At 74.1% G+C, this 22502-nt stretch carries 25 protein-coding genes; 14 read left to right on the top strand and 11 right to left on the bottom strand.

What is annotated here, in order from left to right:
* Window positions 1-87: 87 nt before the first annotated feature.
* From ABL57_RS06990 to mgtE, 3 genes are all read left to right on the top strand, one after another.
* A complete protein-coding gene (locus tag ABL57_RS06990; protein WP_047802728.1) occupies window positions 88-798 on the top strand; it encodes a histidine phosphatase family protein in 711 nt (236 codons plus the stop codon).
* 94 nt (window positions 799-892) lie between these two features.
* Window positions 893-2491: an ABC-F family ATP-binding cassette domain-containing protein gene (locus ABL57_RS06985; protein ID WP_047802727.1), complete on the top strand. Its 1599-nt coding sequence runs from the start codon at window positions 893-895 to the stop codon at window positions 2489-2491.
* Between the two features lie 67 nt (window positions 2492-2558).
* Complete coding sequence (gene mgtE, locus ABL57_RS06980; RefSeq protein WP_053004804.1) at window positions 2559-3896, top strand: magnesium transporter; 1338 nt, start codon at window positions 2559-2561, stop codon at window positions 3894-3896.
* 29 nt (window positions 3897-3925) lie between these two features.
* Here the strand turns inward: mgtE and ABL57_RS06975 are convergent, their stop codons facing one another.
* From ABL57_RS06975 to ABL57_RS20655, 3 genes are read right to left on the bottom strand one after another with little or no spacing between them, the layout of a single operon-like run.
* Window positions 3926-4918, bottom strand: a complete 993-nt coding sequence (locus tag ABL57_RS06975; RefSeq protein WP_047802726.1) for an SURF1 family protein — start codon at window positions 4916-4918, stop codon at window positions 3926-3928.
* Window positions 4915-5193, bottom strand: coding sequence for a hypothetical protein (locus tag ABL57_RS06970; protein WP_047802725.1), 279 nt, complete (start codon window positions 5191-5193; stop codon window positions 4915-4917). The genes ABL57_RS06975 and ABL57_RS06970 overlap by 4 nt, the downstream gene beginning before the upstream one ends.
* Window positions 5194-5249: 56 nt before the next feature.
* On the bottom strand, window positions 5250-5771 hold the full coding sequence (locus ABL57_RS20655; RefSeq protein ID WP_053004803.1) for a DUF3099 domain-containing protein: 522 nt from the start codon (window positions 5769-5771) through the stop codon (window positions 5250-5252).
* Window positions 5772-5946: 175 nt separating this feature from the next.
* Here ABL57_RS20655 and ABL57_RS06960 point away from each other — a divergent pair, with 175 nt between their 5' ends.
* From ABL57_RS06960 to ABL57_RS06935, 6 genes are all read left to right on the top strand, one after another.
* Window positions 5947-6675, top strand: coding sequence for a beta-ketoacyl-ACP reductase (locus ABL57_RS06960; protein WP_047802724.1), 729 nt, complete (start codon window positions 5947-5949; stop codon window positions 6673-6675).
* Window positions 6676-6772: 97 nt separating this feature from the next.
* The gene (locus tag ABL57_RS06955) at window positions 6773-7531 is read left to right on the top strand and encodes an SDR family oxidoreductase (RefSeq protein ID WP_047802723.1); all 759 of its coding nucleotides are present in this window, start codon (window positions 6773-6775) and stop codon (window positions 7529-7531) included.
* A 208-nt stretch (window positions 7532-7739) separates the two neighbouring features.
* Window positions 7740-8765: an ATP-binding cassette domain-containing protein gene (locus tag ABL57_RS06950; RefSeq protein ID WP_238986001.1), complete on the top strand. Its 1026-nt coding sequence runs from the start codon at window positions 7740-7742 to the stop codon at window positions 8763-8765.
* Window positions 8762-9598, top strand: a complete 837-nt coding sequence (locus tag ABL57_RS06945; RefSeq protein ID WP_047802722.1) for an ABC transporter permease — start codon at window positions 8762-8764, stop codon at window positions 9596-9598. Before ABL57_RS06950 ends, ABL57_RS06945 begins: the two co-directional genes overlap by 4 nt.
* Window positions 9562-10170, top strand: a complete 609-nt coding sequence (locus ABL57_RS06940) for a class I SAM-dependent methyltransferase (RefSeq protein WP_203225562.1) — start codon at window positions 9562-9564, stop codon at window positions 10168-10170. Before ABL57_RS06945 ends, ABL57_RS06940 begins: the two co-directional genes overlap by 37 nt.
* 116 nt (window positions 10171-10286) lie before the next feature.
* Entirely contained in the window at window positions 10287-10796 is a 510-nt protein-coding gene (locus tag ABL57_RS06935; RefSeq protein WP_047802721.1) for an SRPBCC domain-containing protein, read from the top strand.
* 47 nt (window positions 10797-10843) lie between these two features.
* Here ABL57_RS06935 and ABL57_RS06930 read toward each other — a convergent pair whose 3' ends face one another.
* Both ABL57_RS06930 and ABL57_RS06925 read right to left on the bottom strand, forming a co-directional pair.
* Window positions 10844-11236 (bottom strand): VOC family protein, encoded by a 393-nt coding sequence (locus ABL57_RS06930; protein ID WP_047802720.1) that lies wholly within the window; start codon window positions 11234-11236, stop codon window positions 10844-10846.
* Window positions 11237-11337: 101 nt separating this feature from the next.
* Entirely contained in the window at window positions 11338-11751 is a 414-nt protein-coding gene (locus ABL57_RS06925) for a VOC family protein (RefSeq protein ID WP_047802719.1), read from the bottom strand.
* Between the two features lie 138 nt (window positions 11752-11889).
* On the opposite strand from ABL57_RS06925, the gene ABL57_RS06920 reads away from it, so the two are divergent.
* Window positions 11890-12444 (top strand): dihydrofolate reductase family protein, encoded by a 555-nt coding sequence (locus ABL57_RS06920; RefSeq protein WP_047802718.1) that lies wholly within the window; start codon window positions 11890-11892, stop codon window positions 12442-12444.
* A 49-nt stretch (window positions 12445-12493) separates the two neighbouring features.
* Here ABL57_RS06920 and ABL57_RS06915 read toward each other — a convergent pair whose 3' ends face one another.
* Window positions 12494-13252 carry an amidohydrolase gene (locus ABL57_RS06915; RefSeq protein WP_047802717.1) on the bottom strand — a complete coding sequence of 253 codons (759 nt, stop codon included), beginning with the start codon at window positions 13250-13252 and terminating at the stop codon, window positions 12494-12496.
* A gap of 81 nt (window positions 13253-13333) precedes the next feature.
* Here ABL57_RS06915 and ABL57_RS06910 point away from each other — a divergent pair, with 81 nt between their 5' ends.
* Entirely contained in the window at window positions 13334-13750 is a 417-nt protein-coding gene (locus ABL57_RS06910; protein WP_047802716.1) for a hypothetical protein, read from the top strand.
* A 36-nt stretch (window positions 13751-13786) separates the two neighbouring features.
* Here the strand turns inward: ABL57_RS06910 and ABL57_RS06905 are convergent, their stop codons facing one another.
* The 5 genes from ABL57_RS06905 to ABL57_RS06885 all read right to left on the bottom strand — a co-directional run bounded on the left by ABL57_RS06905 (window position 13787) and on the right by ABL57_RS06885 (window position 18658).
* Entirely contained in the window at window positions 13787-14206 is a 420-nt protein-coding gene (locus ABL57_RS06905) for a hypothetical protein (protein ID WP_047802715.1), read from the bottom strand.
* A gap of 153 nt (window positions 14207-14359) precedes the next feature.
* Window positions 14360-15022, bottom strand: coding sequence for a response regulator (locus tag ABL57_RS06900; protein WP_047802714.1), 663 nt, complete (start codon window positions 15020-15022; stop codon window positions 14360-14362).
* Window positions 15019-16821 carry an ATP-binding protein gene (locus tag ABL57_RS06895; protein WP_047802759.1) on the bottom strand — a complete coding sequence of 601 codons (1803 nt, stop codon included), beginning with the start codon at window positions 16819-16821 and terminating at the stop codon, window positions 15019-15021. Before ABL57_RS06895 ends, ABL57_RS06900 begins: the two co-directional genes overlap by 4 nt.
* 137 nt (window positions 16822-16958) lie before the next feature.
* Window positions 16959-17894, bottom strand: coding sequence for a phosphoserine phosphatase SerB (gene serB / locus ABL57_RS06890; RefSeq protein WP_047802713.1), 936 nt, complete (start codon window positions 17892-17894; stop codon window positions 16959-16961).
* 65 nt (window positions 17895-17959) lie between these two features.
* Window positions 17960-18658: a FadR/GntR family transcriptional regulator gene (locus tag ABL57_RS06885; protein WP_047802712.1), complete on the bottom strand. Its 699-nt coding sequence runs from the start codon at window positions 18656-18658 to the stop codon at window positions 17960-17962.
* Between the two features lie 208 nt (window positions 18659-18866).
* On the opposite strand from ABL57_RS06885, the gene ABL57_RS06880 reads away from it, so the two are divergent.
* From ABL57_RS06880 to ABL57_RS06870, 3 genes are read left to right on the top strand one after another with little or no spacing between them, the layout of a single operon-like run.
* Window positions 18867-20252 carry an SLC13 family permease gene (locus tag ABL57_RS06880; protein WP_047802711.1) on the top strand — a complete coding sequence of 462 codons (1386 nt, stop codon included), beginning with the start codon at window positions 18867-18869 and terminating at the stop codon, window positions 20250-20252.
* 57 nt (window positions 20253-20309) lie between these two features.
* The gene (locus ABL57_RS06875; protein ID WP_047802710.1) at window positions 20310-21545 is read left to right on the top strand and encodes a CaiB/BaiF CoA-transferase family protein; all 1236 of its coding nucleotides are present in this window, start codon (window positions 20310-20312) and stop codon (window positions 21543-21545) included.
* Window positions 21542-22459, top strand: a complete 918-nt coding sequence (locus ABL57_RS06870; RefSeq protein WP_053004801.1) for an enoyl-CoA hydratase/isomerase family protein — start codon at window positions 21542-21544, stop codon at window positions 22457-22459. The genes ABL57_RS06875 and ABL57_RS06870 overlap by 4 nt, the downstream gene beginning before the upstream one ends.
* Window positions 22460-22502 lie beyond the last annotated feature (43 nt).

Here is a 22502-nt window from a genome sequence, read left to right as displayed (position 1 = left end):
GCGCTCCCGCCCGCCGGGAAGACCCGCACGATTATGTCGCCGGCGCGGAAGTGGGGACGGGCACGGGGCCGCCGACGAGAGGCAGGGATGAGCCAGCAGGGGACCGATCCGGCAGCGGGGCGCCGGCGCCTGGTGCTGTGGCGTCACGGGCGCACCGCGTGGAACGTCCAGAAGCGCGCCCAGGGGCAGGCCGACATCCCGCTGGACCCGGTGGGGCGCCGGCAGGCCCGGAGCGTGGCGCCGGTGCTCGCGGCGATGGAGCCCGCGTTCGTGTGGTCGAGCGACCTGCAGCGGGCCCGGCACACCGCCCGCGAGCTCGCGGCCCTCACCGGCCTCGAGCTCCGGCTCGACGCCCGGCTGCGCGAGTACGACGTGGGCATCCGGCAGGGCACCACCTTCGCCGAGTTCCGCGAGAGCCACCCTGACGTCTACGAGCGGTTCTTCACCCAGGAGGACTACCGGGTGCCCGGAGCGGAGCTGCCCTCGGAGGTCGACGCCCGGATGGCGGCCGTGCTCGGCGACGCCGCGGCCGCGCTCGAGGAGGGCCGCACCGGGGTGCTCGTCGGCCACGGCGCGGCCCTGCGCAGCGGGCTGCTGGCCTTCCTGGGGGCCCCGCCCGAGCTCCGGGACATGTTCGCGGGGATGGCCAACTGCGCCTGGACCGTGCTGCAGGAGCACCCGCACCGGGGCTGGCAGGTCGCCGACTACAACGCGCGCACCCTGCCGGGCGAGTCGTCGGCGCTGGCCGACGAGATGCCGGCCCACCACGTGAGCAAGAACGCGGACCCGGCCGGCTGAGCGGGGTGCCGCCGGGGAACGGGGGCCGGTAGGATGGATGGGTTGCCCGTTCGGGCGCTGACCCCGCCCCGCACCCTGCCGAAAGGTCTCCTCCGTGATCACTGTCCAGAACCTCGAACTGCGTGCCGGTGCCCGGCTGCTCATGGACGAGGTCAACTTCCGCGTGGACAGGGGGGACAGGATCGGGCTCGTCGGCCGCAACGGCGCCGGCAAGACGACGATGACGAAGGTCCTCGCGGGGGAGACCCTGCCCGCGGCCGGGACCGTCACGCGCACGGGGGCGATCGGCTACCTCCCGCAGGACCCCAAGGTCGAGGACATGGAGCAGCTCGCCCGGGACCGGATCCTCTCCGCCCGCAATCTGGCGGGCGTCGTCGCCCGGCTGCGCGCGGCCGAGCAGGACATGGCCTCCGAGGACGACGCCGTGCGGGACAGGGCGATGCGCGGCTACGACCGGCTCGAGGCGGAGTTCCTCGCCGGCGGCGGCTACGCGGCCGAGTCCGAGGCGGCGACGATCACCTCCAACCTCGACCTGCCGGAGCGCATCCTGAGCCAGCCGCTGCGCACCCTCTCCGGCGGTCAGCGCCGCCGCGTGGAGCTGGCGCGGATCCTGTTCTCGGACGCCGACATCATGCTCCTGGACGAGCCGACCAACCACCTGGACGCCGACTCGGTCGTCTGGCTGCGGGAGTTCCTGAAGAACTTCCAGGGCGGGCTGCTCGTGATCTCCCACGACGTCGAGCTCATGGAGATGGTGGTCAACAAGGTCCTGTACCTGGACGCCAACCGCTGCGTCATCGACCTGTACAACATGGGCTGGAAGAACTACCTGCTCCAGCGCGAGCAGGACGCCCACCGCCGCAAGCGCGAGTACGCCAACGCGGAGAAGAAGGCCACCGCGCTGATGGACCAGGCGAACAAGATGCGCGCCAAGGCCAGCAAGGCCGTGGCCGCCCAGCAGATGATCAAGCGCGCCGAGCGGCTCATGCAGGGCTTGGAGGGCGAGCGCCAGGCCGACAAGGTCGCGAACATCCGCTTCCCCAAGCCCGCCGACTGCGGCAAGACCCCGCTCACCGCACGGGACCTGTCGAAGTCCTACGGGTCCCTGGAGATCTTCAACGACGTGGACCTCGCCATCGACAAGGGCTCCCGCGTGGTCATCCTCGGCTTCAACGGCGCCGGCAAGACCACGCTGCTGCGGATGCTCGCCGGGGAGGCCGAGCCCGACACCGGTGAGGTGATCCCCGGCCACGGGCTCAAGCTCGGCTACTTCGCCCAGGAGCACGACACCCTGGACCCGCAGCGCACCGTCCTGGAGAACATGCGCTCCGCGGCCCCCGACCTCGCCGACACGGAGGTCCGCAACGTCCTGGGCTCGTTCCTCTTCCAGGGCGACGACGTCTCCAAGCCCGCCGGGGTGCTCTCCGGCGGCGAGAAGACCCGGCTGGCACTGGCCACGCTCGTGGCGTCCTCGGCGAACGTGCTGCTGCTCGACGAGCCGACGAACAACCTGGACCCGGCCTCCCGCCGCGAGATCCTCAACGCCCTGCGCACCTACGAGGGCGCGGTCGTGCTCGTCTCCCACGACGAGGGCGCGGTGGAGGCGCTGGACCCCGAGCGCGTGGTGATCCTGCCCGACGGCACCGAGGACCTGTGGAGCCAGGAGTACCAGGACCTCATCTCCCTGGCCTGATCCCCGGATGCCCGGCGGGGACCGCCGCGACAGGGGCCGGGGACGGCCCGGCACGGAAGGACGTGACGTGGACACCTCGCTCCCGGACCGGATCCGCGCGGGACTGCGCCAGCACGACCTCGAGGAGGTCCGTGACCGGGTGCTGCAGTGGGACCTGGCCGAGCAGGTGGAGCTGCTCGAACGCCTGTCGGCGCCGGATCGTGCCGTGGTCTACCGGCTGCTGCCGCGCGAGGCCGCCTTCCAGGCCTTCGGACGCCTCGACACGCCGCTGCAGGGTGAGCTGCTGACGGCGCTGCGGTCCGAGGAGGTCAGCGGACTCGTGGCGGAGCTGGACCCGGACGACCGGGTCAAGCTCCTCGACGAGCTCCCGGTGACCGTGGCCCGCACCCTGCTGGTGGATCTCTCCCCGGAGGAGCAGGACGCGACCGGGCTGGTCATGGGCTATCCCCCCGGTTCCGTGGGGCGCAGGATGAGCCCCGAGTTCGTGGCCCTGGACCGGGAGATGACGGTGGAGCAGGCCCGGGCCGCGGTGCTGGAGCGGATCCACGACGCCGAGACCGTGTACGCGCTGCCCGTCCTGGACGGGCAGCAGCGGCTGTGCGGGATCGTGGGGCTCCGGCGCCTCCTCGCCACGGACGGGTCCGCGCCCCTCGGGCAGATCCTGCGCGAGGCGGTGACCGTGGAGGCCCACACGCCGGCGGAGGAGGCCGCCCGGCGGTGCGCGGAGGAGAAGCTGCTCGCCCTGCCCGTGGTCGACGGCACCGACCGGCTGGTCGGCATCCTCACCTTCGACGACGCCCTGGACGTCCTCGAGGAGGCCGAGTCCGAGGACGTCGCCCGGTCGGGCGGGGCGGAACCGCTGCGGCGCCCGTACCTCTCGACGCCGGTGCGCGCCATCGTCCGCTCACGCGTCGTGTGGCTCCTGGTCCTGGCGGTCGGGGCGACGCTCACCGTGCGGGTGCTCGAGGTGTTCGAGGCCACGCTGGAGCAGATGGTGGTGCTGAGCGTGTTCATCCCGCTGCTGATCGGCACGGGCGGGAACACGGGCAACCAGGCGGCGACCACGGTCACCCGGGCCGTGGCGCTCGGGGACGTGCGGGTGCGCGACGTCGGACGTGTGGCCCTCCGCGAGGTGCGGGTCGGTGCGCTGCTGGGCACCGCGCTGGGCACCGCCGGCCTCCTGGGCGTGGGCCTGCTCTACGGCTGGGCGGTGGGGGCGGTGATCGGCCTGACGCTGCTGTCCGTGTGCGTGCTCGCCGCGACCGTCGGCGGGATCATGCCGCTGGTGGCACGAGCTCTCAAGGTCGACCCCGCGGTGTTCTCCAATCCCTTCATCACCACGTTCGTCGACGCCTCCGGGCTGGTCGTGTACTTCCTCATCGCGACCGCCGTGCTCGGGCTCTGACGGGACGCGCGAGGACGGGACCCCCGGTCTCAGCGGGCCTCGCGGCCGGCGCGGGCCGCGTCGCGCTCGAGGGCGTCCAGCAGGGCGTCCTCCTCGTCCTCCCAGCTGGGACGGGCGCGCCGGCGCTGCGGTTTCGGGCGCATCAGGGACTTCAGGTGCGGGGGCATGTCGTCGGCCATCTCCATCTGCCGGATGACGAGCTCCTCGTCGCCCTCGCCGATGTAGGTGCCGTCCTCGTCGTAGAACTGGGAGAGGTGGCGTTCCATCTCCGCGGCGTACTGGCGGTCCCACTCGTCGTTGCGGGCCTGCTGCCGGGCGGCGTAGCCGTAGGCCACGAAGAACAGGGCCGCGAACGCGTACCACTGCAGGGAGTAGGACAAGTGCGGCCCGGAGTCGATCTCGGGCTCGGGCGGCGGCACCGGCGCCACGGCCGGGGCCGGGTCCTCGGCGAAGACCTCCGCGAAGGCGGCCGTGCCGATGGGCAGACCCCACCGCTGCCGGAGCTCCTCGAGGTCGATGGTGGCGATCTGGCCCTCCGGGGCCCCGCGGTCCACGGCGGGCTCGCCGGGCTGCAGCCGTGCGGTGACGGTGACCTCGCCGGCGGGCGGGTCGGGGACCTCGTCGGGCATCCCGTTGGCGGCCGAGCCGGTGGGGATCCAGCCCCGGTCCAGCACGACCACGTCCCCGTCCTGGGTGCGGAAGGGGACGAGGACCTCGTAGCCGACCTGTCCGTCCTGGGGGCGGTTGCGCACGAGGACCTCGTCCTCGGGCAGGTACTGCCCGGTGAGGGCCACCGGGTGCCAGGTGAGCCGCTCGTCGAGGGCGGTGAACTGGGCGGCCGCCTCGTCCCCGGTGAGCGGGTCGGCCCGGTAGTTCTGCGTGATCTTGGCGTTCTCCCCGACCAGGTGGTCGTTGCGGTCCATCTGCCACCCGCCCAGGTACACGGCCAAGGCCGCGGCGGCGCAGGCCAGCAGGAACCAGAGGAGCCACTTCCCGCTGAGCAGGAACCGGTAGTCGCTCACGGGCGGGCCTCCTCCGCCGGACCCTCGTGGCCGAGCGGGACGGTGTCCCTCCAGAAGCCGCGGGCGCCCAGGAACTGCTCGAGGTCCTCGCGGTGGTCCGGGCACGCCAGCCAGATCTTGCGGCGCTCCGGGGTGTGGATGCGGGGGTTGTTCCAGCGGATCTGCCAGGCGGCGTCCGCGCGGCAGCCCTTGCGGGAGCACTGGGGGGTGTCGGGCCCGGCCGGGGGAGCGCCGGACCCTCGCGGGGACAGCGATCCGAGCAGGTCGAACTCCACGGCGGTCGTGCTCCTCAGGGTCTGCGGTCGGAATCCCGGCGCAGCCGGCGGCGGGCTCAGGCCGCGCCGCGGCGCCGGGGGGTGTCGTCCTCGACAGTAGCGGAGGAAGCCGGATCCCCGCTGGGAGCGGCGGTGCGCCCCGTCCCGGTGCTCCCGGTCCTCGGGCCCTCGGTGCCGTGCTGGTCCTCGTCCTCCGCGTGGCCGGTGGTGAACTCGCCCTCGAGCACGAAGTCGATCGCCGGCGGCGCCGCCCGCGGCGCCGGCTCGGGGGCGGCCGCCAGCGCCGGGGCCGCCGGTGGCTCGTAGTAGTGGCTGGTCCGCGTGGAGCGGTCGTTGCTGTTCGCCAGCAGCACCGCCATCCAGGGCAGGATGGCGACGCCGAGGATCGCGACGCCGCGGACCCAGATGTTGTCCACCGCCACGAACACGAGCAGGCACAGGATCCGCAGGCCCATCTGGATGCTGTAGACCTTCATCCGGTGGTTCATGTCCTGCGTGTGCGATCCGGCCGTGGCCGTGATGGAGTGGACGTCGTCCTGACCGGCGGTCTCGCCGGTCGTCAGATAGCGATTGCTCATGGTCCTCCCAACAGACGTTCCATTCTCTCACCGGGGTCCGACATCCGGCAGGGCCTCCCGGAGGCTACCGGTCGGTCGCCCGGGTCGCCCGGTAGGATCGGAGGGATCTTCCCCGGGCCCCGCCTCCTGTGCGGACGGCGGGCCCGGCCACCCCGACCGAAAGGCACCGTTCCCCATGGCAGACGAGCAGCGCAGCCCGGCCCCCCGCACCGTCCTCGTGACCGGCGGCAACCGCGGGATCGGACGGGCCATCGCGCAGGCCTTCCGGGACGGCGGGGACAACGTGGCCGTCACCTACCGCTCCGGGGAGGCCCCCGAGGGCTTCTTCGCGGTGCAGGCCGACGTCACGGACGCCGCGTCGATCGACGCGGCGTACAAGGCCGTCGAGGCCGAGTTCGGCCCCGTCGAGGTGGTCGTCGCCAACGCCGGGATCACCCGCGACACCCTGCTGCTGCGGATGAAGGAGCAGGACTTCCAGGACGTCGTGGACACCAACCTCACCGGAGCCTTCCGGGTGGTCCAGCGCGCCGCGAAGGGTTTCATGCGGCTCAAGCGGGGCCGCGTGGTGCTCATCTCCTCCGTGGTGGGGCTCTACGGCTCGCCCGGCCAGGTCAACTACGCCGCCTCCAAGGCCGGGCTGGTCGGCATGGCCCGCTCGATCACCCGTGAGCTGGGCGGGCGCAACGTCACCGCCAACGTCGTGGCCCCCGGATTCATCAACACGGAGATGACCGCGGCCCTGCCCGAGGAGACCCAGCAGAACTATCTCGCCTCCATCCCGGCCGGCCGCTTCGCCGAGCCCGAGGAGGTCGCGGCGGTCGTGCGCTGGGTCGCCTCCGACGAGGCGAAGTACGTCTCCGGCGCCGTCATCCCCGTGGACGGCGGCCTGGGCATGGGCCACTGAGCCCCGCCCACCCCGTTCCCGCACGTTCCACCGCACACCGTCCACTGCGCGCTCCCCGCGCGCGTCCTCCACGCACACGTTCCACCGAAGGAGCACCATGAGTTCACTCGCAGGCAAGACCGCGGTCGTCACCGGGTCCTCGCGCGGCGTCGGCGCCGACACCGCCAAGCTGCTGGCCGCCCAGGGCGCCAACGTCGTCGTCAACTACCGGCAGAAGGCGCCCCGCGCCAACAAGGTGGTGCGGGAGATCGAGGAGGCCGGCGGCCACGCGATCGCGGTGCAGGCCGACATGACGGCCCCCGAGGACGTCCGCGGCCTCTTCGCCCGGGCCGTGGAGGCCTTCGGCGGGGTGGACGTGCTGGTGCTCAACGCCTCCGGCGGGATGGAGTCGGACCTCGGCGAGGACTACGCGCTCCGGCTCAACCGGGACGCCCAGGACGACACCCTCACCGCCGCGCTCGAGCACCTGCCCGAGGGCGGGCGCGTGGTCTTCGTCACCAGCCACCAGGCGCACTTCATCAACGACGTCGAGACCATGCCCGAGTACGTGCAGGTCGCGAAGTCCAAGCGCGCCGGCGAGGACACGCTCACCGCCCGCATCCCCGAGCTGACGGAGAAGGGCATCACGTTCGTGGTGGTCTCCGGGGACATGATCGAGGGCACGGTGACCGCCACCCTGCTCAACCGGGCCCGGCCGGGCGCGCTCGAGCAGCGCCGCGAGGCCGCGGGCAAGCTCTACTCCGTGCGGGAGTTCGCCGAGGAGATCGCGCGGATGGTCACGGCCGAGGTCCCCACCGGGCACGTGGAGCTCGTCGGCGGGGCCGACGACTTCCTCGCCCAGGCCGGGCAGGAGTAGCCCCGCCGGGGCCCCCGGCGTACCACGGGGCAGCGGCGCCGCTCCGCCCGGGTGTCCCCGGCCGGAGCGGCGCCGTTCCCGTCCCCGGCGCGGTGCGCTGTCCGGGGCGGGTGAGATGCTTCTCACATCGTCGATCCGGCGGCCGTTCCCGGGAGCAGGGCGGGACCGGCCGGGACAGGGGCCGTGCGCCCCGGAAGGGGGCCGCGCCGTGACCCGTCCGCTCATCGAGGTCGAGGGGCTCACCAAGGCCTACCGGTCGCGCACGCGCACCGTCCACGCCCTGGCCGGTCTCGACCTGTCGGTGCCGGAGGGCATCGTCAAGGGACTCCTGGGGCCGAACGGCGCCGGGAAGACCACGGTCGTGAAGGTGCTCACCACGCTCGTCGTCCCGGACTCCGGCACGGCGCGGATCGACGGGGTGGACGTGGTCGCCGAGCCCGCACGGATCCGGCGGATGATCGGGGCCTCCGGCCAGTACGCCGCGGTCGACGAGAACCTCACCGGCACCGAGAACCTGCGGATGGTGGGCCGGCTCTACCACCTGGGCGGTGCCGCCGCCCGCCGCCGGGCCACGGAGCTGCTGGAGCTGTTCGGCCTCGAGGAGGCGGGGGACCGGCCCGTGAAGGGGTACTCGGGAGGCATGCGGCGCCGCCTCGACCTCGCCGGGGCGCTGGTCATCCGGCCCCGGGTCCTGTTCCTGGACGAACCGACCACCGGGCTCGACCCGCGCAGCCGGATCGGCCTGTGGGAGGTGATCCGCTCGCTGGTGGCGGACGGCACCACGGTGCTGCTGACCACCCAGTACCTCGAGGAGGCCGACCAGCTCGCCGACGAGATCTCCGTCATCGACGACGGCAGCGTCATCGCGGCGGGCACCCCGGACGAGCTCAAGGCCCAGGTGGGCGGGCACCGCGTCGTGGTCGTGCTGCAGGACGGTGCCGACGCCGGGCGGGCCGCGGCCGTGCTCGCCCGGCACGGGGAGGGCGCCCCCGTGCCGGCCGAACCGGGGCGGGAGCTGGAGGTCGCCGTCCGGGAGGGCCCGCCGGCGCTGCAGCGGATCCTCGCCGACCTCGACGCCGACGGCGTGCGCCTGCACGACGCCGGGATGCGCCGGCCCACGCTCGACGACGTGTTCCTCTCCCTCACCGGGCGCCCGACCGCGGCGGGACCCGGTCCGGACGCACAGGACGCCGGCGCCGCCGTGGCCGCGTCCGGGGACGGGCGGCACCGGTGAGCACCCGCACGCTGCCGGGGGCGACCAGCCCGCGCGCCGGCCTCGGCACCTGGGCCGCCGACGGCTGGACCGTCACCCAGCGCAACCTGATCAGGCTGCGGCGCTCACCGGACCTGCTGGTCTTCGCCGTGCTCCAGCCGGTGATGTTCGTGCTCCTGTTCAGCCAGGTCTACGGGGGGTCGATCCAGGTGCAGGGGACCGACTACACCCAGTACCTGATGGCCGGGATCTTCGGGCAGACCGTGCTCTTCGGCTCCACGTTCTCCGGGGCGGGCATGGCCCAGGACCTCAAGGAGGGGATCGTGGACCGCTTCCGGACGCTGCCGATGAGCCCCTCGGCGGTGCTGGTGGGGCGCACCAACAGCGACCTGGTGCTCAACGCCGTGTCCATGGTGATCATGATCGGCACGGGCTTCGTGGTCGGCTGGCGGTTCACCACGTCGGTCGGGTCGTTCCTCGCCGGGATCACCCTGCTGCTGCTGTTCAGCTACGCGTTCAGCTGGGTCATGGCCCTGGTGGGGATGAGCGTGCGCAGCCCGGAGACCGTGAACAACGCCTCCTTCATCATCCTGTTCCCGCTGACGTTCATCTCCAACGCGTTCGTGCAGTCCCAGAACCTCCCGGGCCCGCTCGAGACCTTCGCCAACTGGAACCCCGTCTCCGCCCTCGTGCAGGCAGCCCGTCAGCTGTTCGGCAACACCGGCTCCGCCCCCGTGCCCGACGTGTGGCCGATGCAGCACCCGGTCCTGACCGTGGTGGCCGGCAGCGTGCTGCTGCTCGTGGTGTTCGTGCCGCTGTGCCTGCGCAAGTTCGCCACCGTGAGCTCGCGCTAGCCGTGGCGCCGCGCACGGTGCCCGAGCGGGTCCGGTGGGCCGTCGATCAGCTGCCGCTGCGGCCGGGGCGCCGGGTGCTGGAGGTGGGCTGCGGGTCCGGCGCGGCCGCCGGGCTGGTGTGCGCGCGGACCGGCGGGGGGCACGTGCTCGCGCTCGACCGCTCCGCGACCGCCGTCACCAGGACCGTCGAGCGCAACCTCGGCGCGGTGCGGGCCGGCGTGCTCACCGTCCGGCAGGTCGCCCTCGCAGAGCTGTCGGTTCCGGCGGCCTCCTTCGACGTCGCGTTCGCGGTGGACGTGAACCTCTTCTGGACCACGCCGGCGGATGCCGAGCTGTCCGTGCTGCGGCAGGCCCTCGCACCGGGCGGCACGCTGCTCATCGCCTACGGGCCGGGACCGCGCCCGGGGCGGCAGGCCGACGTGCTGCGGCGGGTGCGGGCCGCGGTGGACGCGCACGGATTCGTCGCTCCGCTCGTACTGGTCGAGGACCGGGGCAGCGGGGTCCTGGCGGGCACCCCGGCCGGCGGGGAGCCCGCCCCGCCTCCTGCCGCGCCTCCCGCCCGGCGAAGGTGACGGCTCTGTGACGCCCTGTACCGGCCGGGGGTGCTACCCATGGGGGACCCGGCAGTGAGCCGACCGCCCCGCGCCCCGGACGTTCCCGCCGGCACGGAGCCCAGCGAGGAGCAGCCATGACCGCACAGCCCACCGGACGCCTCGACCCCGCCGGACACCTCGTCCTGTCGCGCACCCTGCCGACGCCGCTCGAGGAGCTCTGGGCCGCTGTCACCGACCCCGGCCGGCTCGGCCGCTGGTACGGCACCTGGAGCGGCGACCCCTCCTCCGGGCGGGTCGGGGTGCTCATGACCGCGGAGGGCGCCGACCGGCCGGAACCCGTGCTGCTCCGCCGGTGCGCACCGCCGCGGCACCTGGCCGTCACCCTCGGCACGACGGCCGACGCCTGGCGGGTGGACCTCGACCTCGAGGACGGCGACGGGACCACCGTGGTGCGGCTGACGCACCGGTACCCCGCGGCCGGGGACCTCGACTCCGTCGGACCCGGCTGGGAGTACTACCTGGACCGGATGGTCGCCGCCGAGAGCGGCCGGGACCCGGACGAGCTGGACTTCGCCCGGGACTACCACCCCGCCATGGCCCAGTACTACCGGGCGCTGGCCGACGAGCTGCACGCACGGGGCTGACCGCCGCTCCCGATCCGAGCGAGGCGAGCGGGCGTCCGGTACGGCGGTCAGGCGGGGCTGCCGCTCTCGATCCGGATGAGGTTGCCGCACGTGTCGTCGAGCACGGCGGCCGTGGTGGCGCCGGTCGTCGTGGGCGGCTGGACGAAGCGCACGCCGCGCTCCACGAGCCGTTCGTACTCCGCCTGCACGTCCCGCACGGCGAAGCTCGTGAACGGGATCCCGTCGGCCACGAGCGCGGCCCTGAACGGACCCGCCGCGGGGTGGTCGGCGGGCGCCAGCTCGAGCTCCACGCCATCGGGCGCCTGGGGGGAGACGACCGTGAGCCGGCGGCCGCTCCCCGTGTGGAGGTCGTGCTTGACCATGAACCCGAGCTTGCCGGTGTAGAACAGCAGGGCCTGCTGCTGGTCGTCGACGAGGACTCGGGTGTGGGTGATCCGCATGGGGCGGCCCTCCTCGGTGCGGCGGAACGGGAGCCGGTCGAACAGGAGACGGTGGGGCGGGAGCCGGTCGAACAGGAGGTGGTGGAACAGGACGGGGCGGGTCAGGCGCCGTCGTCGACGCTGATCATCCAGTGGACGCCGAACCGGTCGGTGCACATGCCGAAGAGGCCGCCCCAGGGAGCCGGCTCGAGGGGCATCGTGACCGTCCCGCCGTCGCTCAGCCCGTCCCACCAGCGGCGCAGCACCGCCTCGTCGTCACCGCCCACGGAGACCGAGATGTTGTCCCCGACGGTCAGGTCCATGCTGTCGGGGGTGTCGGAGGCCATGAGCACCACGCCCTGGTCGGTGGTCAGCATCGCGTGCATGACCTTGTGCTGCTCGGCCGGACCGTCACCGGCGCCGTACTCGGCGAACCGGCTGATCGTCAGCTGCCCGCCGAACACGGAGCGGTAGTGGGTCATGGCCTCCTCGGCCGTGTCCCGGAACGTGAGGTAGGGGTTGAGCTGCACGGGCATGGGCCGTCCTCCGTGTCGAAAGGGTCGATGCTCCCATCATGGCCCCGGCCCGGCGGGGACGGAACACCGGCGCGGCTGCCGCCGGATCCGTTACGGGCCCGCGGACCGGGCCCGGCGAGCACGCGTAGCCTGGTGTCCATGGGCAGGACGCAGTACTACGTGGCGGCCAGCGCGGACGGCTACATCGCCGACCGCGAGAACCACCTGGACTGGTTGCTGCAGTACGGCTTCGAGGCGTACCAGGAGCACTACGACGCGTTCCTGGCCGAGGTCGGTGCGCTGGCGATGGGCGCGAGCACCTACGAGTTCGTCCTGGGGCAGGGCGGCTGGGCCTACGGCGACCTGCCGGTGTGGGTGTTCACCCACCGGGACCTGCCCCGGGCTGCGGGGGCCGACCTGCGCTTCGTCAGCGGACCGGTGGACGTGCACGCCCGCGCCGTGACGGACTCCGCGGGCGGGCGCAATCTGTGGGTGGTGGGCGGCGGCCGGCTGGCGGCCCAGTTCGCGGACGCCGGTCTGCTCGACGAGCTGTGGCTGACCTGCATGCCGATCGCGCTGGGGGCCGGGCACCCCGTGCTCCCGACGGAGGAGGCCCACGACCTGCGGCTGCAGCGCACCACGCACTTCGAGGGCGGGGCGGTGGAGCTGCGCTACGCCCTGGAGGGCCCCGGGCGGCGGATCCGGCCGGAGTAGCGCGCCCCGGTCCGCGCCGGTCGCACGGAGGGCGGTGCGAGCCGCGGGATCAGTCCAGCGGTCCGGAGCGGGGGAGCCCGTACCAGGCCGCGGCGTTGTCGTGCAGCACCGCGGCTGCGGCGTCCTCGCCGAGCACGGCCGCGACGAGGTCCACGTCGTCGTCCCGGAAGGCCCGCCGCGCCCGGGTGCTCGGCAGGTCCGTGCCGAAGAGCAGCGCGGTGGGGTCCGCGGCGTGGATCTCCCGCAGCGCCCGGGGCACGTCCAGCTCCACCCGGCCGAAGCCCGTGGCCTTGACCTTGAGGCCCCGCTCCACGAGCGGCAGCAGCTGCGGCTGCGCGTCGGCGGTCATCCCCAGGTGGTCCACGCAGGCCCGCGGCAGCCGGCGCAGCACCGGGGCGAGGGCCTCCAGGGAGGAGCCGTCGAGGTAGAACTCCGCGTGCCACCCGGCGAGCTCGTGCACCCGCCGGGCCAGCCGCTCGATCCGCGCCGGGTCCGCGTCCGCGCCCCGGCGGAGGTTGAACCGGATCGCCCGCACCCCGATCCGGTGCAGCGCCAGGACCTGCTCGTCCGGCACCGAGGCCGGCAGCTGCGTCACCCCGGCGAAGCCGGGACCCAGGTCGGTCAGCGCCGCCGCCAGATAGCTCTGGTCGTGGCCCTGGAAGGAGCCGCTGACCACGGCACCGCCCTGCACGCCCAGTGAGCGGGTGCGCCGGATGTAGTCGGCGACCGTGAACGCCGCCGGCACGTAGCCCTGGTTGGGCTCGAGCGGGAAGCGCAGGTCGACGATGTGCAGGTGGGCGTCGATCATCCTGCCATTGTGCCGGACCCGTCCGTCGGCTCGCGGGTCCCTGCGCGGGTTCCGGCCCCGGCGCGCATAGGCTGTCTGCCGATGAGCACGACCACCCTGCCCCCCGAGGAGACGCTGCGGGCCGCCGAGGACGCCCTGGAGCGTGCCCGGCGGACCTATGCCCGGAAGCTGCTGCGCCTGGTGGCCGAGGAGCTCACCCGCCGGCATCCCGAGGCCGTGCGCCTGGACGTCTTCGCGGACACCGGCGCAGAGGAGCTCGAGTACGCGCTGGACGTGCTGCGCGACGCGGAGGGCGAGGCCTCCTGGGTGGATCCGGGCCGGGTCGTGGTGGTGCGCGAGACCGCCGACGACGACCTGGGCGGAACGGTCACCGTGGCCACCCGGGACGTCCGGGAGCTGGTCGTCCGGGCGTTCGAGGTCTACGAGGGGCCGGTGGTGAAGCTGCTGCGCCACGACACGGAGCAGGACGTCTACTGGCTGGACCTGCGCCGGGCCTGAGCCCGTCCGCGCCGGCGGGCCGCGGCGGCCGGGCGCTCAGGAATCCGTGGAGCTGATCTCGCCCCCGAGCTCCTCCTGGACCCGCTCGAGCTGTCCGCGGTCGTCCGAGGCGACCACCCAGTTGCCCGCGTGCAGGTAGTGGATCCCGGGGATCGCCTGGAGGTTGTCCCTCAGCTGCTGCGTCATCTGCTCGCCGTCCGCCACGGCGAGCAGCAGGTTGTAGTCGCAGGGCAGGACGGTGCTGCCCGTGCCTCCCTGGGTGTCGCGCAGCTGCTGCTCGCCGGGGCACTCCACACCGGCGTCGACGACGGCCTCGCGCAGTCCCAGGGCGTCGTCGAAGGTGGCCCCGCCCGCGGGGATCCTGGCGGCGATCGAGTCGGTGGTGAGTCCGCACCCGGTGAGGATCACGGAGGCGAGGGCGGTCGCGGCGAGCGCGGCGGCGGGGGAACGGCGCATGAGGTGGGGTCCTTGTCGGTGGAGGAGGAGTGGCGGGACGTCGGAGCGAGTGCCGTCGCTCGTGCCCTCACGGGGATCCTATGCGCTGGGGAGCCTCCGGCGCCCCTCGTGACGGGCGACCGCGGGCCGGACTGCCGGGATCGGGGGGCGGGATCAGGGGGCGGCGGGCCCGTACCGGTGCTCGGGCCGGCCGGTGCTGCCGTAGCGCAGCTGGATCTCCACGGAGCCGTCCTCGGCCAGCGCGGAGAGGTAGCGCTGGGCGGTGGCGCGGGAGATGCCGACCTTCCGGGCGATCTCCGCGGCCGAGAGCGGGGCCCCCGGCTCGAGCGCCGCCAGCACCGAGGCCTCCGTCGCGGAGCGCGGACGCTCCCCGGGGGCCGCCTCGGCCGGGTGCAGCGCGTGCAGGGCGCGGTCCACGCCCTCCTGGGTGAGCCCGTCCCGGTCGGCCAGCAGGCGGCGGTACCGGGCGTAGGCGCGCAGGGTCCGGGCGAGCCGGGGCCCGGTGAAGGGCTTGATCAGGTATGCGAGCGCGCCGCGGCGCACGGCGGTCCGGACGGAGACGGGATCGGCCGCCGCGGTGAGCATGATGACGTCCACGTCCAGGGCGCGCAGCAGGTCCAGGCCGAGGGCGTCGGGCAGGTACACGTCCAGCAGCACCAGATCGGGCTGGTGCGCGTGCACGGTGCGCATGGCCTGCTCGGCGGTCCCCACCGGGGGCAGGGCCGTGAAGCCCGGCACGGCGTTCACGTAGCCGGCGTGCAGCCGCCCCACGTGGAAGTCGTCGTCGACCACCAGGACCACCAGGTCCTCGCTCATCCCGCTCCTCCTGTTCCTCCGGCTGTTCCCCCGGGTGTCTCGCCGTCGGTCCCTGCGCCGCGCCGCACGGCGGCACGGACTCCGGTGCTCCCCGACCCGGTGCCCCCGGCTCGGGGGACCACGGTCCCTGGCAGCCGCGCGCAGAAGACGGCCCCGGGGCCGCCCGGCCGGCCCGGGGCGGCCACCCACACGTCCCCGCCCCGGCGCCGCGCCAGTTCCCGGCTGAGCGGCAGGCCGAAGCCCTGCCCGTGGGCCTCCGGCAGCCCCAGCGCCGCGACGGCGCCGTCCGGGGCAGCACCCGCAGGGGGTGCGGCAGTGGACCAGCCCTGGGCGAAGACCGGCTCGGGGTCCGCCACCGACAGGCCGTCGCCGGAGTCGGCGACCACCAGGTGCAGCGTGCCGGTGCCGCCGGCCCACTCGTCCAGCAGCTCGACCTCGACCCACCGGTCCTCGGCGGCTCCCTGGACGGCGGCGCGCACGGCGTTGTCCACGAGGTTGCCGATCACGGTGGTGACGTCCTGGGGGTCGGTGATCTGCCCGCGGACGAGGGTGTCCTCGCCGATGCGCAGGACCACCCCCCGCTCGGCGGCCTCGACGCTCTTGGCGCCGAGGAAGGCCTGCAGGTACGGGTCTCGCAGCAGCTCGGCCTGCTCGGCGGGATAGGTCAGGGGCCCGGTCTCGGTCAGTTCGGCGACGTAGCGGCGGGCCTCGTCCGTGTCGCCCAGGGCCAGCAGGCCGGTGATGGTGTGCAGACGGTTGGCGAACTCGTGGCGCTGGGCGCGCAGCGCCGTGCTGAGCGCGCCCACGGCGTCCAGCTGCCGGGTCAGGGACTGCAGCTCGGTGCGGTCCCGCACGAGCACCACCCAGCCCAGTCCGGGCAGTCCCGGCCCCGCGGGCCGCACGGCGCGGGCCGAGAGGATGAGCACGTGCGGGCCCACGACCTGCTCCACCGCCGGGGACGCGGGGGTGGCCGCGGCGAGCAGGCCGGGGAAGGAGCCGGGCAGGCCGGCCTCGGCCAGGGGCGTGCCCACGAGCCGGGACGGGTCGTCGAGGCCGAGCAGCCGCCCGGCCTCCCGGTTCACCACGGTGATGAGGCCCGCGGGGGAGACCCCGATGACGCCCTCGTCCACCCCGCGCAGCACGGCCTCCTGGTTCTGCGCGAGCGTGGCGATCTCCTCCGGCTCCAGGCCCAGGGTGAGCCGCTTGAGCCGGCGGGCGATCGCGGTGGAGGCGGCCGCCCCGAGACCCAGGGCGAGGGCCGCGGTGGTGGCCACCGGGGCGATGTCCTCCTCCAGGCTCGCCAGGACGTCGGCCCGGGAGAACCCGACGTTGACCCCGCCGATCACCTCGGTCGCCGATCCGGGGGCGAGCACGGGCACCTTGGCGCGCGCGGAGCGGCCGAGCGTGCCCCGGGCCTGGCCGGTGAACTCCCGTCCGGCCAACGGCTCGCCCGGGTCGGTGCTGACCCGTTCGCCGAGTCGCGCCGGGTTCGGGTGCGACAGGCGGATCCCGTCCTCGTCGAAGATCACCACGAAGAGCGCGCCCGTGCGCCGGCGGGTGTCCTCGGCGGAGTCCTGCAGGGCCCCGGCAGCCAGCACCTCCGGGACGAGCCGGTCGGGGTCCGCGTCGGCGAACTCGGCCACACCGGCGCGGACGTCGTCGTCGGCGGCCACCGCCCGGGCGATCGCCAGGGCCTGGGCCTCGGCGTCGCGGCCCAGCCGCTCGTAGGTCAGCCAGCCGTAGACCCCGCCGCACAGGAGCACGACGGCCGCGACCACGGCCAGGTGGAGCAGCAGCATCCGGGCCAGGAAGCCCGGCCGTGCGCGGGATGTCGTCACGGTCCCTCCTCCGGCCGGGCGGTCGTGCGGGTGGCGGTCCGCAGCGGGCCGCCGGGGGCGGGTGACCCGGGGGAGGGCCGGCCGGCCCGCCGCCCGGCTCACAGGTCGGCGAAGAAGCGGACCGCGTCCAGGTTGGGCAGGTTGATCTGGGCGTCGGCGACGGCGCGGAGGGCGGGCTTGGCGTTGTACGCCACGCCGAGGCCGGCGGCGGTGACCATGTCGATGTCGTTGGCGCCGTCGCCCACGGCGATCACGTCCTCGAGGGCGACGTCCAGCTCGGCGGCCCAGGTGCGCAGGAAGCGCTCCTTGGCCGTGCAGTCGACCACGTCCCCGACGATCCGGCCGGTCAGCCGGCCGTCGGCGACCTCCAGCAGGTTGGCGGCGTGCCGGGTGAGCTGCAGCTGCTCGGCGAGCGGGGTGAGCACGCCCAGGAACCCCCCGGACACCGCCGCCACGGCGTGGCCCTCCCGCAGGAAGGCCTTGATCAGCACGTGGGCGCCGGGGGACAGGCGCACGGCGGCGCGGACCTCGTCGATCGCGCTCGCCGGCAGGCCGGCGAGGGTCTCCACCCGGGCGACCAGGGACTGGGTGAAGTCCACCTCCCCGCGCATGGCCGCCTCGGTCACGGCCGTGACCTCGGCCTCGGCCTCCGGGCCGGCGTGGGCGGCGAGCATCTCGACGACCTCCTGCTGGATGAGCGTGGAGTCGACGTCCATGACCAGCAGCTTCTTGCGCTCCGGGTCGAGCATCGTGGTGGGCACGACGTTGACGTCCACGCCGGGCAGCAGCGGGGACAGCGGGTCCGGGCGCAGCGCGGCGAGCAGGGCGGACGCCTCGGTGCCGTGCACGTGGGCGGTGAAGGCGTTGTAGCCGGGCACCTCCGCGTCCGGGCCCGCGGAGCCGGGGCCGGTCACCCGCACGGTCGAGAACCGCTCGATCTCGGCACCGGCGTCCCGCACGAGGGCGAGGATGCGCTCACGGGCCTCCGGGTCCGGATTCTGGGCGAACGCGATCACGGCGAGGTCGGTGGTCATGCCGTCAGTGTATCCGGGTGCCCGGCCGTCCCCTGCCGCACCGGGCGCCCGCCCGGGCCGGGCGCTCACTCGGGGCGGAGCACCGCGACGTCGGAGACCAGCCGGATGTGCTCGAGCATCGCCCGGGCGGCCGCCTCGGGATCCTGCTCGCGGACGGCCCGGGCGATGGCCCGGTGCGACTCGAGGGACCGCTCGGGCCGGCCCTCCTGGCTCAGCGACTCGATGCGGGTCTCCCGGACCAGGTCGGAGATGAACGTCATGAGGCGGGCCAGCACGGCGGAGTGGGCGGCCGCGGTGACGGCGGCGTGGAACAGCTCGTCGCCCTGCAGACCGCGTCCGCCCCGGGCGATGTCGCGGTCCATGACCTCCAGGGCCTCCTCGACGGCCGCCAGGTCCTCGGGGGTGCGCCGCAGCGCCGCCAGCTCCGCGATCTTGGTCTCCACGGCGCTGCGGGCGTCGACGATGTCGGGCAGCCGGTCGGTGTGCTCGCGCAGCCCGCGCAGCACGGCCGCACTGCTGGGCCGGTAGCGCAGCACCGCCCCGTTGCCGTGCTGGACGTCGATCACCCCCAGCACCTCGAGGGCCACGAGGGCCTGCGCCACGGTGGCTCGGGAGACTCCCAGCCGCTCGGCGAGATCGCGCTCGGGCGGCAGGCGGTCGCCGGGCCGGAGCCGCTGCTCGATGACGTGGTCCAGCAGCCGCTCGACCACCTGCTCGTACAGCCGCGGCCGCTCCACGCGGTCCAGTCCCCGGGCCCCTGCCATCGCCGGCCTCCCCGTGCTCTGCGCCGGGCGGAGCGCCCGGGTCGTCGTCGTGCGGCGCCGCGGCCCCGCACCGTTGCACCTCATCGTACCCGCCCTGTTGACAAGCGGATAGGTGTCCTATTGGCTAGTCCAAAACCTGTGGTCCTGATCACATCACGGCCGCGGACCGCCGCGGGGACGATCCCCGCCACCGTCAGAAAGCAGACCCATGGGCCCTGAAGTGCTCTCCATCATCATCCTCGCCGCGATGTTCGTCGTGGCGACCGTCCTGCCCGTCAACATGGGGGCGCTGGCCTTCGTGGGCGCCTTCGTGCTGGGCGTCCTCGTGCTGGGCATGGACACCGACCAGATCCTCGAGGCGTTCCCCGGCGGCCTGTTCCTGACCATCGTGGGCGTCACCTATCTCTTCGCGATCGCCCAGAAGAACGGCACCGTGGACCTGCTGGTGCAGGGCGCCGTGAAGCTCGTGGGCAGCCGGGTGGCGCTGATCCCGTGGATCATGTTCTTCATCACCGCCGTGATCACCGCCGTGGGAGCCCTCTCCCCGGCGGCCGTGGCGATCATCGCCCCGATCGCGCTGAGCTTCGCCGCCAAGTACCGGATCAATCCGCTGATGATGGGCATGATGGTCATCCACGGCGCCCAGGGCGGCGGGTTCTCGCCCATCGCCGTGTACGGCGTGACCGTCAACGGCATCGTGGCCCAGGCCGGCCTGGACGTCAGCCCCACCGCGGTGTTCCTCTCCAGCCTGGTGTTCAACCTGCTCATCGCCGTCGTGCTGTTCGTCGCCCTCGGCGGCCGGGGCCTCGTCTCCGCCCGCGCCGAGGACTTCGTGGAGCGCGCCGCCGAGGCGCGGCTGTCCCGCAGCAAGGTCGCCGCCGGTCACGCCGGGGACAGGGACGTCGCGTTCAAGGGCTTCGGCTCCGGCATGTACGGTCCCCGCGACCCGGCCGGCTCCTCCGCGCCGCCGGCCACGGGCGGCGCGGGCCGGGAGAGTCTCGTGCCGCAGGTCGCCACCATCGTCGGCCTGGTCGTCCTGGCCGTCGTCGCCCTGGGCTTCGGCGTGGACGTCGGCTTCGTGGCCATCACCGTGGCCGTCGTCCTGGCGCTGGTCTCCCCGCAGGCCCAGAAGGGCGCGGTCAACAAGATCGACTGGTCCACCGTGCTGCTGCTCGGCGGCATGCTCACCTTCGTGGGGGTGCTGCAGGAGGCCGGCACCATCGAGTACGTCTCGGACGGGGTGGCCGGCATGGGGATGCCGCTGCTGGCCGCGCTGCTGATCTGCTACATCGGCGCCGTCGTCTCGGCCTTCGCGTCCTCGACCGCCATCCTGGCCGCGCTCATCCCGCTGGCCGTGCCCTTCCTGCTGGCCGGGGACGTCGGGGCGACCGGGCTGATCTGCGCCCTGGCGGTCTCCTCGACCATCGTGGACGTCTCCCCGTTCTCCACCAACGGCGCCCTGGTGCTCGCCAACGCCCCCGCCGGCGTGGACCGCGACGCCTTCTACAAGAAGATCCTCGTCTACGCCACGGGCGTCGTCGTCATCGGCCCCCTGCTGGTCTGGGGCGTGATGGTCGCCCCCGGCTGGCTGTAGCCCCCACGCGCCCGCCCCGACCCCAGCCCGACCCGAGCCGACCCGGAGGAACACCCGATGCCCGACACCACCACCGACACCCTCGAGGGCCCGCTGGCCGGAACCCTCGTCGTCGACCTCTCCCGCGCCCTCGCCGGTCCGCACGCGGCCATGATGCTCGGCGACCTCGGCGCCCGCGTGATCAAGATCGAGAATCCCGGCACGGGCGACGACACCCGCGGCTGGGGCCCGCCCTTCGTGGGCCCCGCCGAGAACCCGCAAGCCACCTACTTCCTGTCCTGCAACCGCAACAAGGAGTCGGTCGCCCTGGACCTCAAGTCGGACGACGGCGTGCAGGTGCTCCGGGCGCTCGTGGAGCGCGCGGACGTCCTGGTGGAGAACTTCCGGCCCGGGGTGCTGGACCGGCTCGGCTTCTCCGTCGAGGAGCTGCACCGGCTCAACCCCCGCCTGGTCGTCCTGTCCATCACCGGGTTCGGCCACGACGGCCCGGAGTCCCGGCGCAGCGGCTACGACCAGATCGTGCAGGGCGAGGCCGGGCTGATGTCGCTGACCGGCTCCGGGCCCGAGGACCCGCAGCGGGTGGGCGTGCCCATCGCCGACCTGCTGGCGGGGATGAACGGCGCCTACGGGGCGCTGGCCGCCCTCTACGAGCGCGAGCGCACCGGGCAGGGCAAGGTCGTCCGGACCTCCCTGCTGTCCTCCGTGGTGGGGGTGCACGCCTTCCAGGGCACCCGGGCCACCGTCGCCCACGAGGTGCCGGCGGCCCAGGGCAACCACCACCCCTCGATCGCCCCCTACGGCCTGTTCTCCTGCCGCGGCGGGAAGGTGCAGATCAGCGTGGGCAGCGAGAAGCTGTGGCGCACCTTCGCGCAGGCCTTCGGGATCGACCCGGAGCGGGCGGGATTCGCGACCAACGCCGACCGCGTGCGAAACCGCGGGGCCGTGATCGAGGCGGTCGAGGAGGTCTTCGCCGCGCACGGTCCCGAGGAGCTGCTGGAGCACCTGGCCGAGCTCGGCATCCCCGCCGGGAAGGTGCGCACCCTGGACGAGGTCTACGCCTGGGAGCAGGTCCGCTCGCAGGGCCTGGTCGTCGGCGTCGAGCACGAGGTCCTGGGGCCCGTCGAGCTGCCCGGCCCCGCGGTGCGGTTCTTCGCCCCCGGCGACGCGGACGAGACCACCCGGCGCGCCCACGCGGCCCCGCCCGTCCTCGACCAGCACGGCGGGTCCGTGCGCGCCTGGCTGGGGACCACGGGGCCCGGCACGACCCCCCGGCCGAAGGAGGCCCGGCGATGACCGCCCAGCCCGTGCCGGAGGTCCCGGCAGGCACCGTGCAGGTGCGGCGCGACGGTCCCGTGGCGTGGCTGGTCCTGGACCGCACCGACCGGCGCAACGCCCTGTCCCCGGCCATGTGGGCCGCCCTGCCCGGTCTGCTGGAGGAGCTCGACGCCGACCCGGACGTCCGCGTGATCGGGCTCCGCGGCGCCGGCGGCGTCTTCTCCGCCGGGGCGGACATCTCCGAGGTCTTCGAGTGCCTGGGCGAGCCCGGCACCGGACTGCCCCGCGGCGGGCTGCTCACCGAGGCCGAGACCGCCCTGGCGGCGGTGCACAAGCCCACCGTCGCCGCCCTGGAGGGCTACTGCATGGGCGGGGCCTGGATGCTGGCCGGGGCCTGTGACCTGCGCATCGCCACCGCGTCCCTGCGGATCGGGCTGACCCCGGCCCGCATCGGCATCGTCTTCCCCGCCTCCGGCGTCGAGGCGCTGGTCCGGCTGGTGGGCCCCGGCACGGCCTCCTACCTGCTGCTCACCGGCGACACGGTGAGCGCCTCCGACGCCCAGCGGTGGGGCATGCTCACGCGCGTGGTCGCGGAGGAGGACTTCGACCGGGTCCTCGCGGAGGTGGTCACGGGCCTGGCGCAGCGCTCGCAGCTGAGCACGCAGGCCCACAAGCACCTCGTCCGGCTCAGCGCCGGCGCCGTGCCCGGCACCCTCGGGACGGACGGGACCTCGGAGGCCCTGTTCCGGCAGGTCCTCGACGGTCCCGACGCCCGCATCGGGCAGCAGGCCTTCCTGGCCAGGAGACCACCCCGCTTCCGCTGGTCGGGCGAGGAGTTCTGGGCCGCCCGCAGCGGCGCGGCCCGCCCCGGGAAGGAGCACCGCGCCCCGATCGTCCGGGGTCGGTGGCCGCGCCGTGCCGCCCGCTCCTGACGGCGCCTCCGCCGGGCCGGTGCGCCGGGGCGGCGCACCGCGT

Origin of the sequence: Kocuria sp. SM24M-10 (assembly GCF_001027955.1) — a bacterium.
Classification (GTDB): domain Bacteria; phylum Actinomycetota; class Actinomycetes; order Actinomycetales; family Micrococcaceae; genus Kocuria; species Kocuria oceani.
The sequence above is the reverse complement of the archived record's forward strand: the minus strand, read 5'-3'. Positions and strand labels throughout refer to the sequence as shown.

What these genes read in the sequence shown, in the direction of transcription:
- ABL57_RS06990 (WP_047802728.1), top strand. Translation starts at nt 88, where the DNA reads ATGAGCCAGCAGGGGACCGATCCGGCAGCGGGGCGCCGGCGCCTGGTG.
- ABL57_RS20655 (WP_053004803.1), bottom strand. Translation starts at nt 5,771, where the DNA reads ATGAGCAATCGCTATCTGACGACCGGCGAGACCGCCGGTCAGGACGAC.
- ABL57_RS06960 (WP_047802724.1), top strand. Translation starts at nt 5,947, where the DNA reads ATGGCAGACGAGCAGCGCAGCCCGGCCCCCCGCACCGTCCTCGTGACC.
- ABL57_RS06955 (WP_047802723.1), top strand. Translation starts at nt 6,773, where the DNA reads ATGAGTTCACTCGCAGGCAAGACCGCGGTCGTCACCGGGTCCTCGCGC.
- ABL57_RS06935 (WP_047802721.1), top strand. Translation starts at nt 10,287, where the DNA reads ATGACCGCACAGCCCACCGGACGCCTCGACCCCGCCGGACACCTCGTC.
- ABL57_RS06930 (WP_047802720.1), bottom strand. Translation starts at nt 11,236, where the DNA reads ATGCGGATCACCCACACCCGAGTCCTCGTCGACGACCAGCAGCAGGCC.
- ABL57_RS06925 (WP_047802719.1), bottom strand. Translation starts at nt 11,751, where the DNA reads ATGCCCGTGCAGCTCAACCCCTACCTCACGTTCCGGGACACGGCCGAG.
- ABL57_RS06920 (WP_047802718.1), top strand. Translation starts at nt 11,890, where the DNA reads ATGGGCAGGACGCAGTACTACGTGGCGGCCAGCGCGGACGGCTACATC.
- ABL57_RS06915 (WP_047802717.1), bottom strand. Translation starts at nt 13,252, where the DNA reads ATGATCGACGCCCACCTGCACATCGTCGACCTGCGCTTCCCGCTCGAG.
- ABL57_RS06910 (WP_047802716.1), top strand. Translation starts at nt 13,334, where the DNA reads ATGAGCACGACCACCCTGCCCCCCGAGGAGACGCTGCGGGCCGCCGAG.
- ABL57_RS06905 (WP_047802715.1), bottom strand. Translation starts at nt 14,206, where the DNA reads ATGCGCCGTTCCCCCGCCGCCGCGCTCGCCGCGACCGCCCTCGCCTCC.
- ABL57_RS06900 (WP_047802714.1), bottom strand. Translation starts at nt 15,022, where the DNA reads ATGAGCGAGGACCTGGTGGTCCTGGTGGTCGACGACGACTTCCACGTG.
- ABL57_RS06895 (WP_047802759.1), bottom strand. Translation starts at nt 16,821, where the DNA reads ATGCTGCTGCTCCACCTGGCCGTGGTCGCGGCCGTCGTGCTCCTGTGC.
- serB (WP_047802713.1), bottom strand. Translation starts at nt 17,894, where the DNA reads ATGACCACCGACCTCGCCGTGATCGCGTTCGCCCAGAATCCGGACCCG.
- ABL57_RS06885 (WP_047802712.1), bottom strand. Translation starts at nt 18,658, where the DNA reads ATGGCAGGGGCCCGGGGACTGGACCGCGTGGAGCGGCCGCGGCTGTAC.
- ABL57_RS06880 (WP_047802711.1), top strand. Translation starts at nt 18,867, where the DNA reads ATGGGCCCTGAAGTGCTCTCCATCATCATCCTCGCCGCGATGTTCGTC.
- ABL57_RS06875 (WP_047802710.1), top strand. Translation starts at nt 20,310, where the DNA reads ATGCCCGACACCACCACCGACACCCTCGAGGGCCCGCTGGCCGGAACC.
- ABL57_RS06870 (WP_053004801.1), top strand. Translation starts at nt 21,542, where the DNA reads ATGACCGCCCAGCCCGTGCCGGAGGTCCCGGCAGGCACCGTGCAGGTG.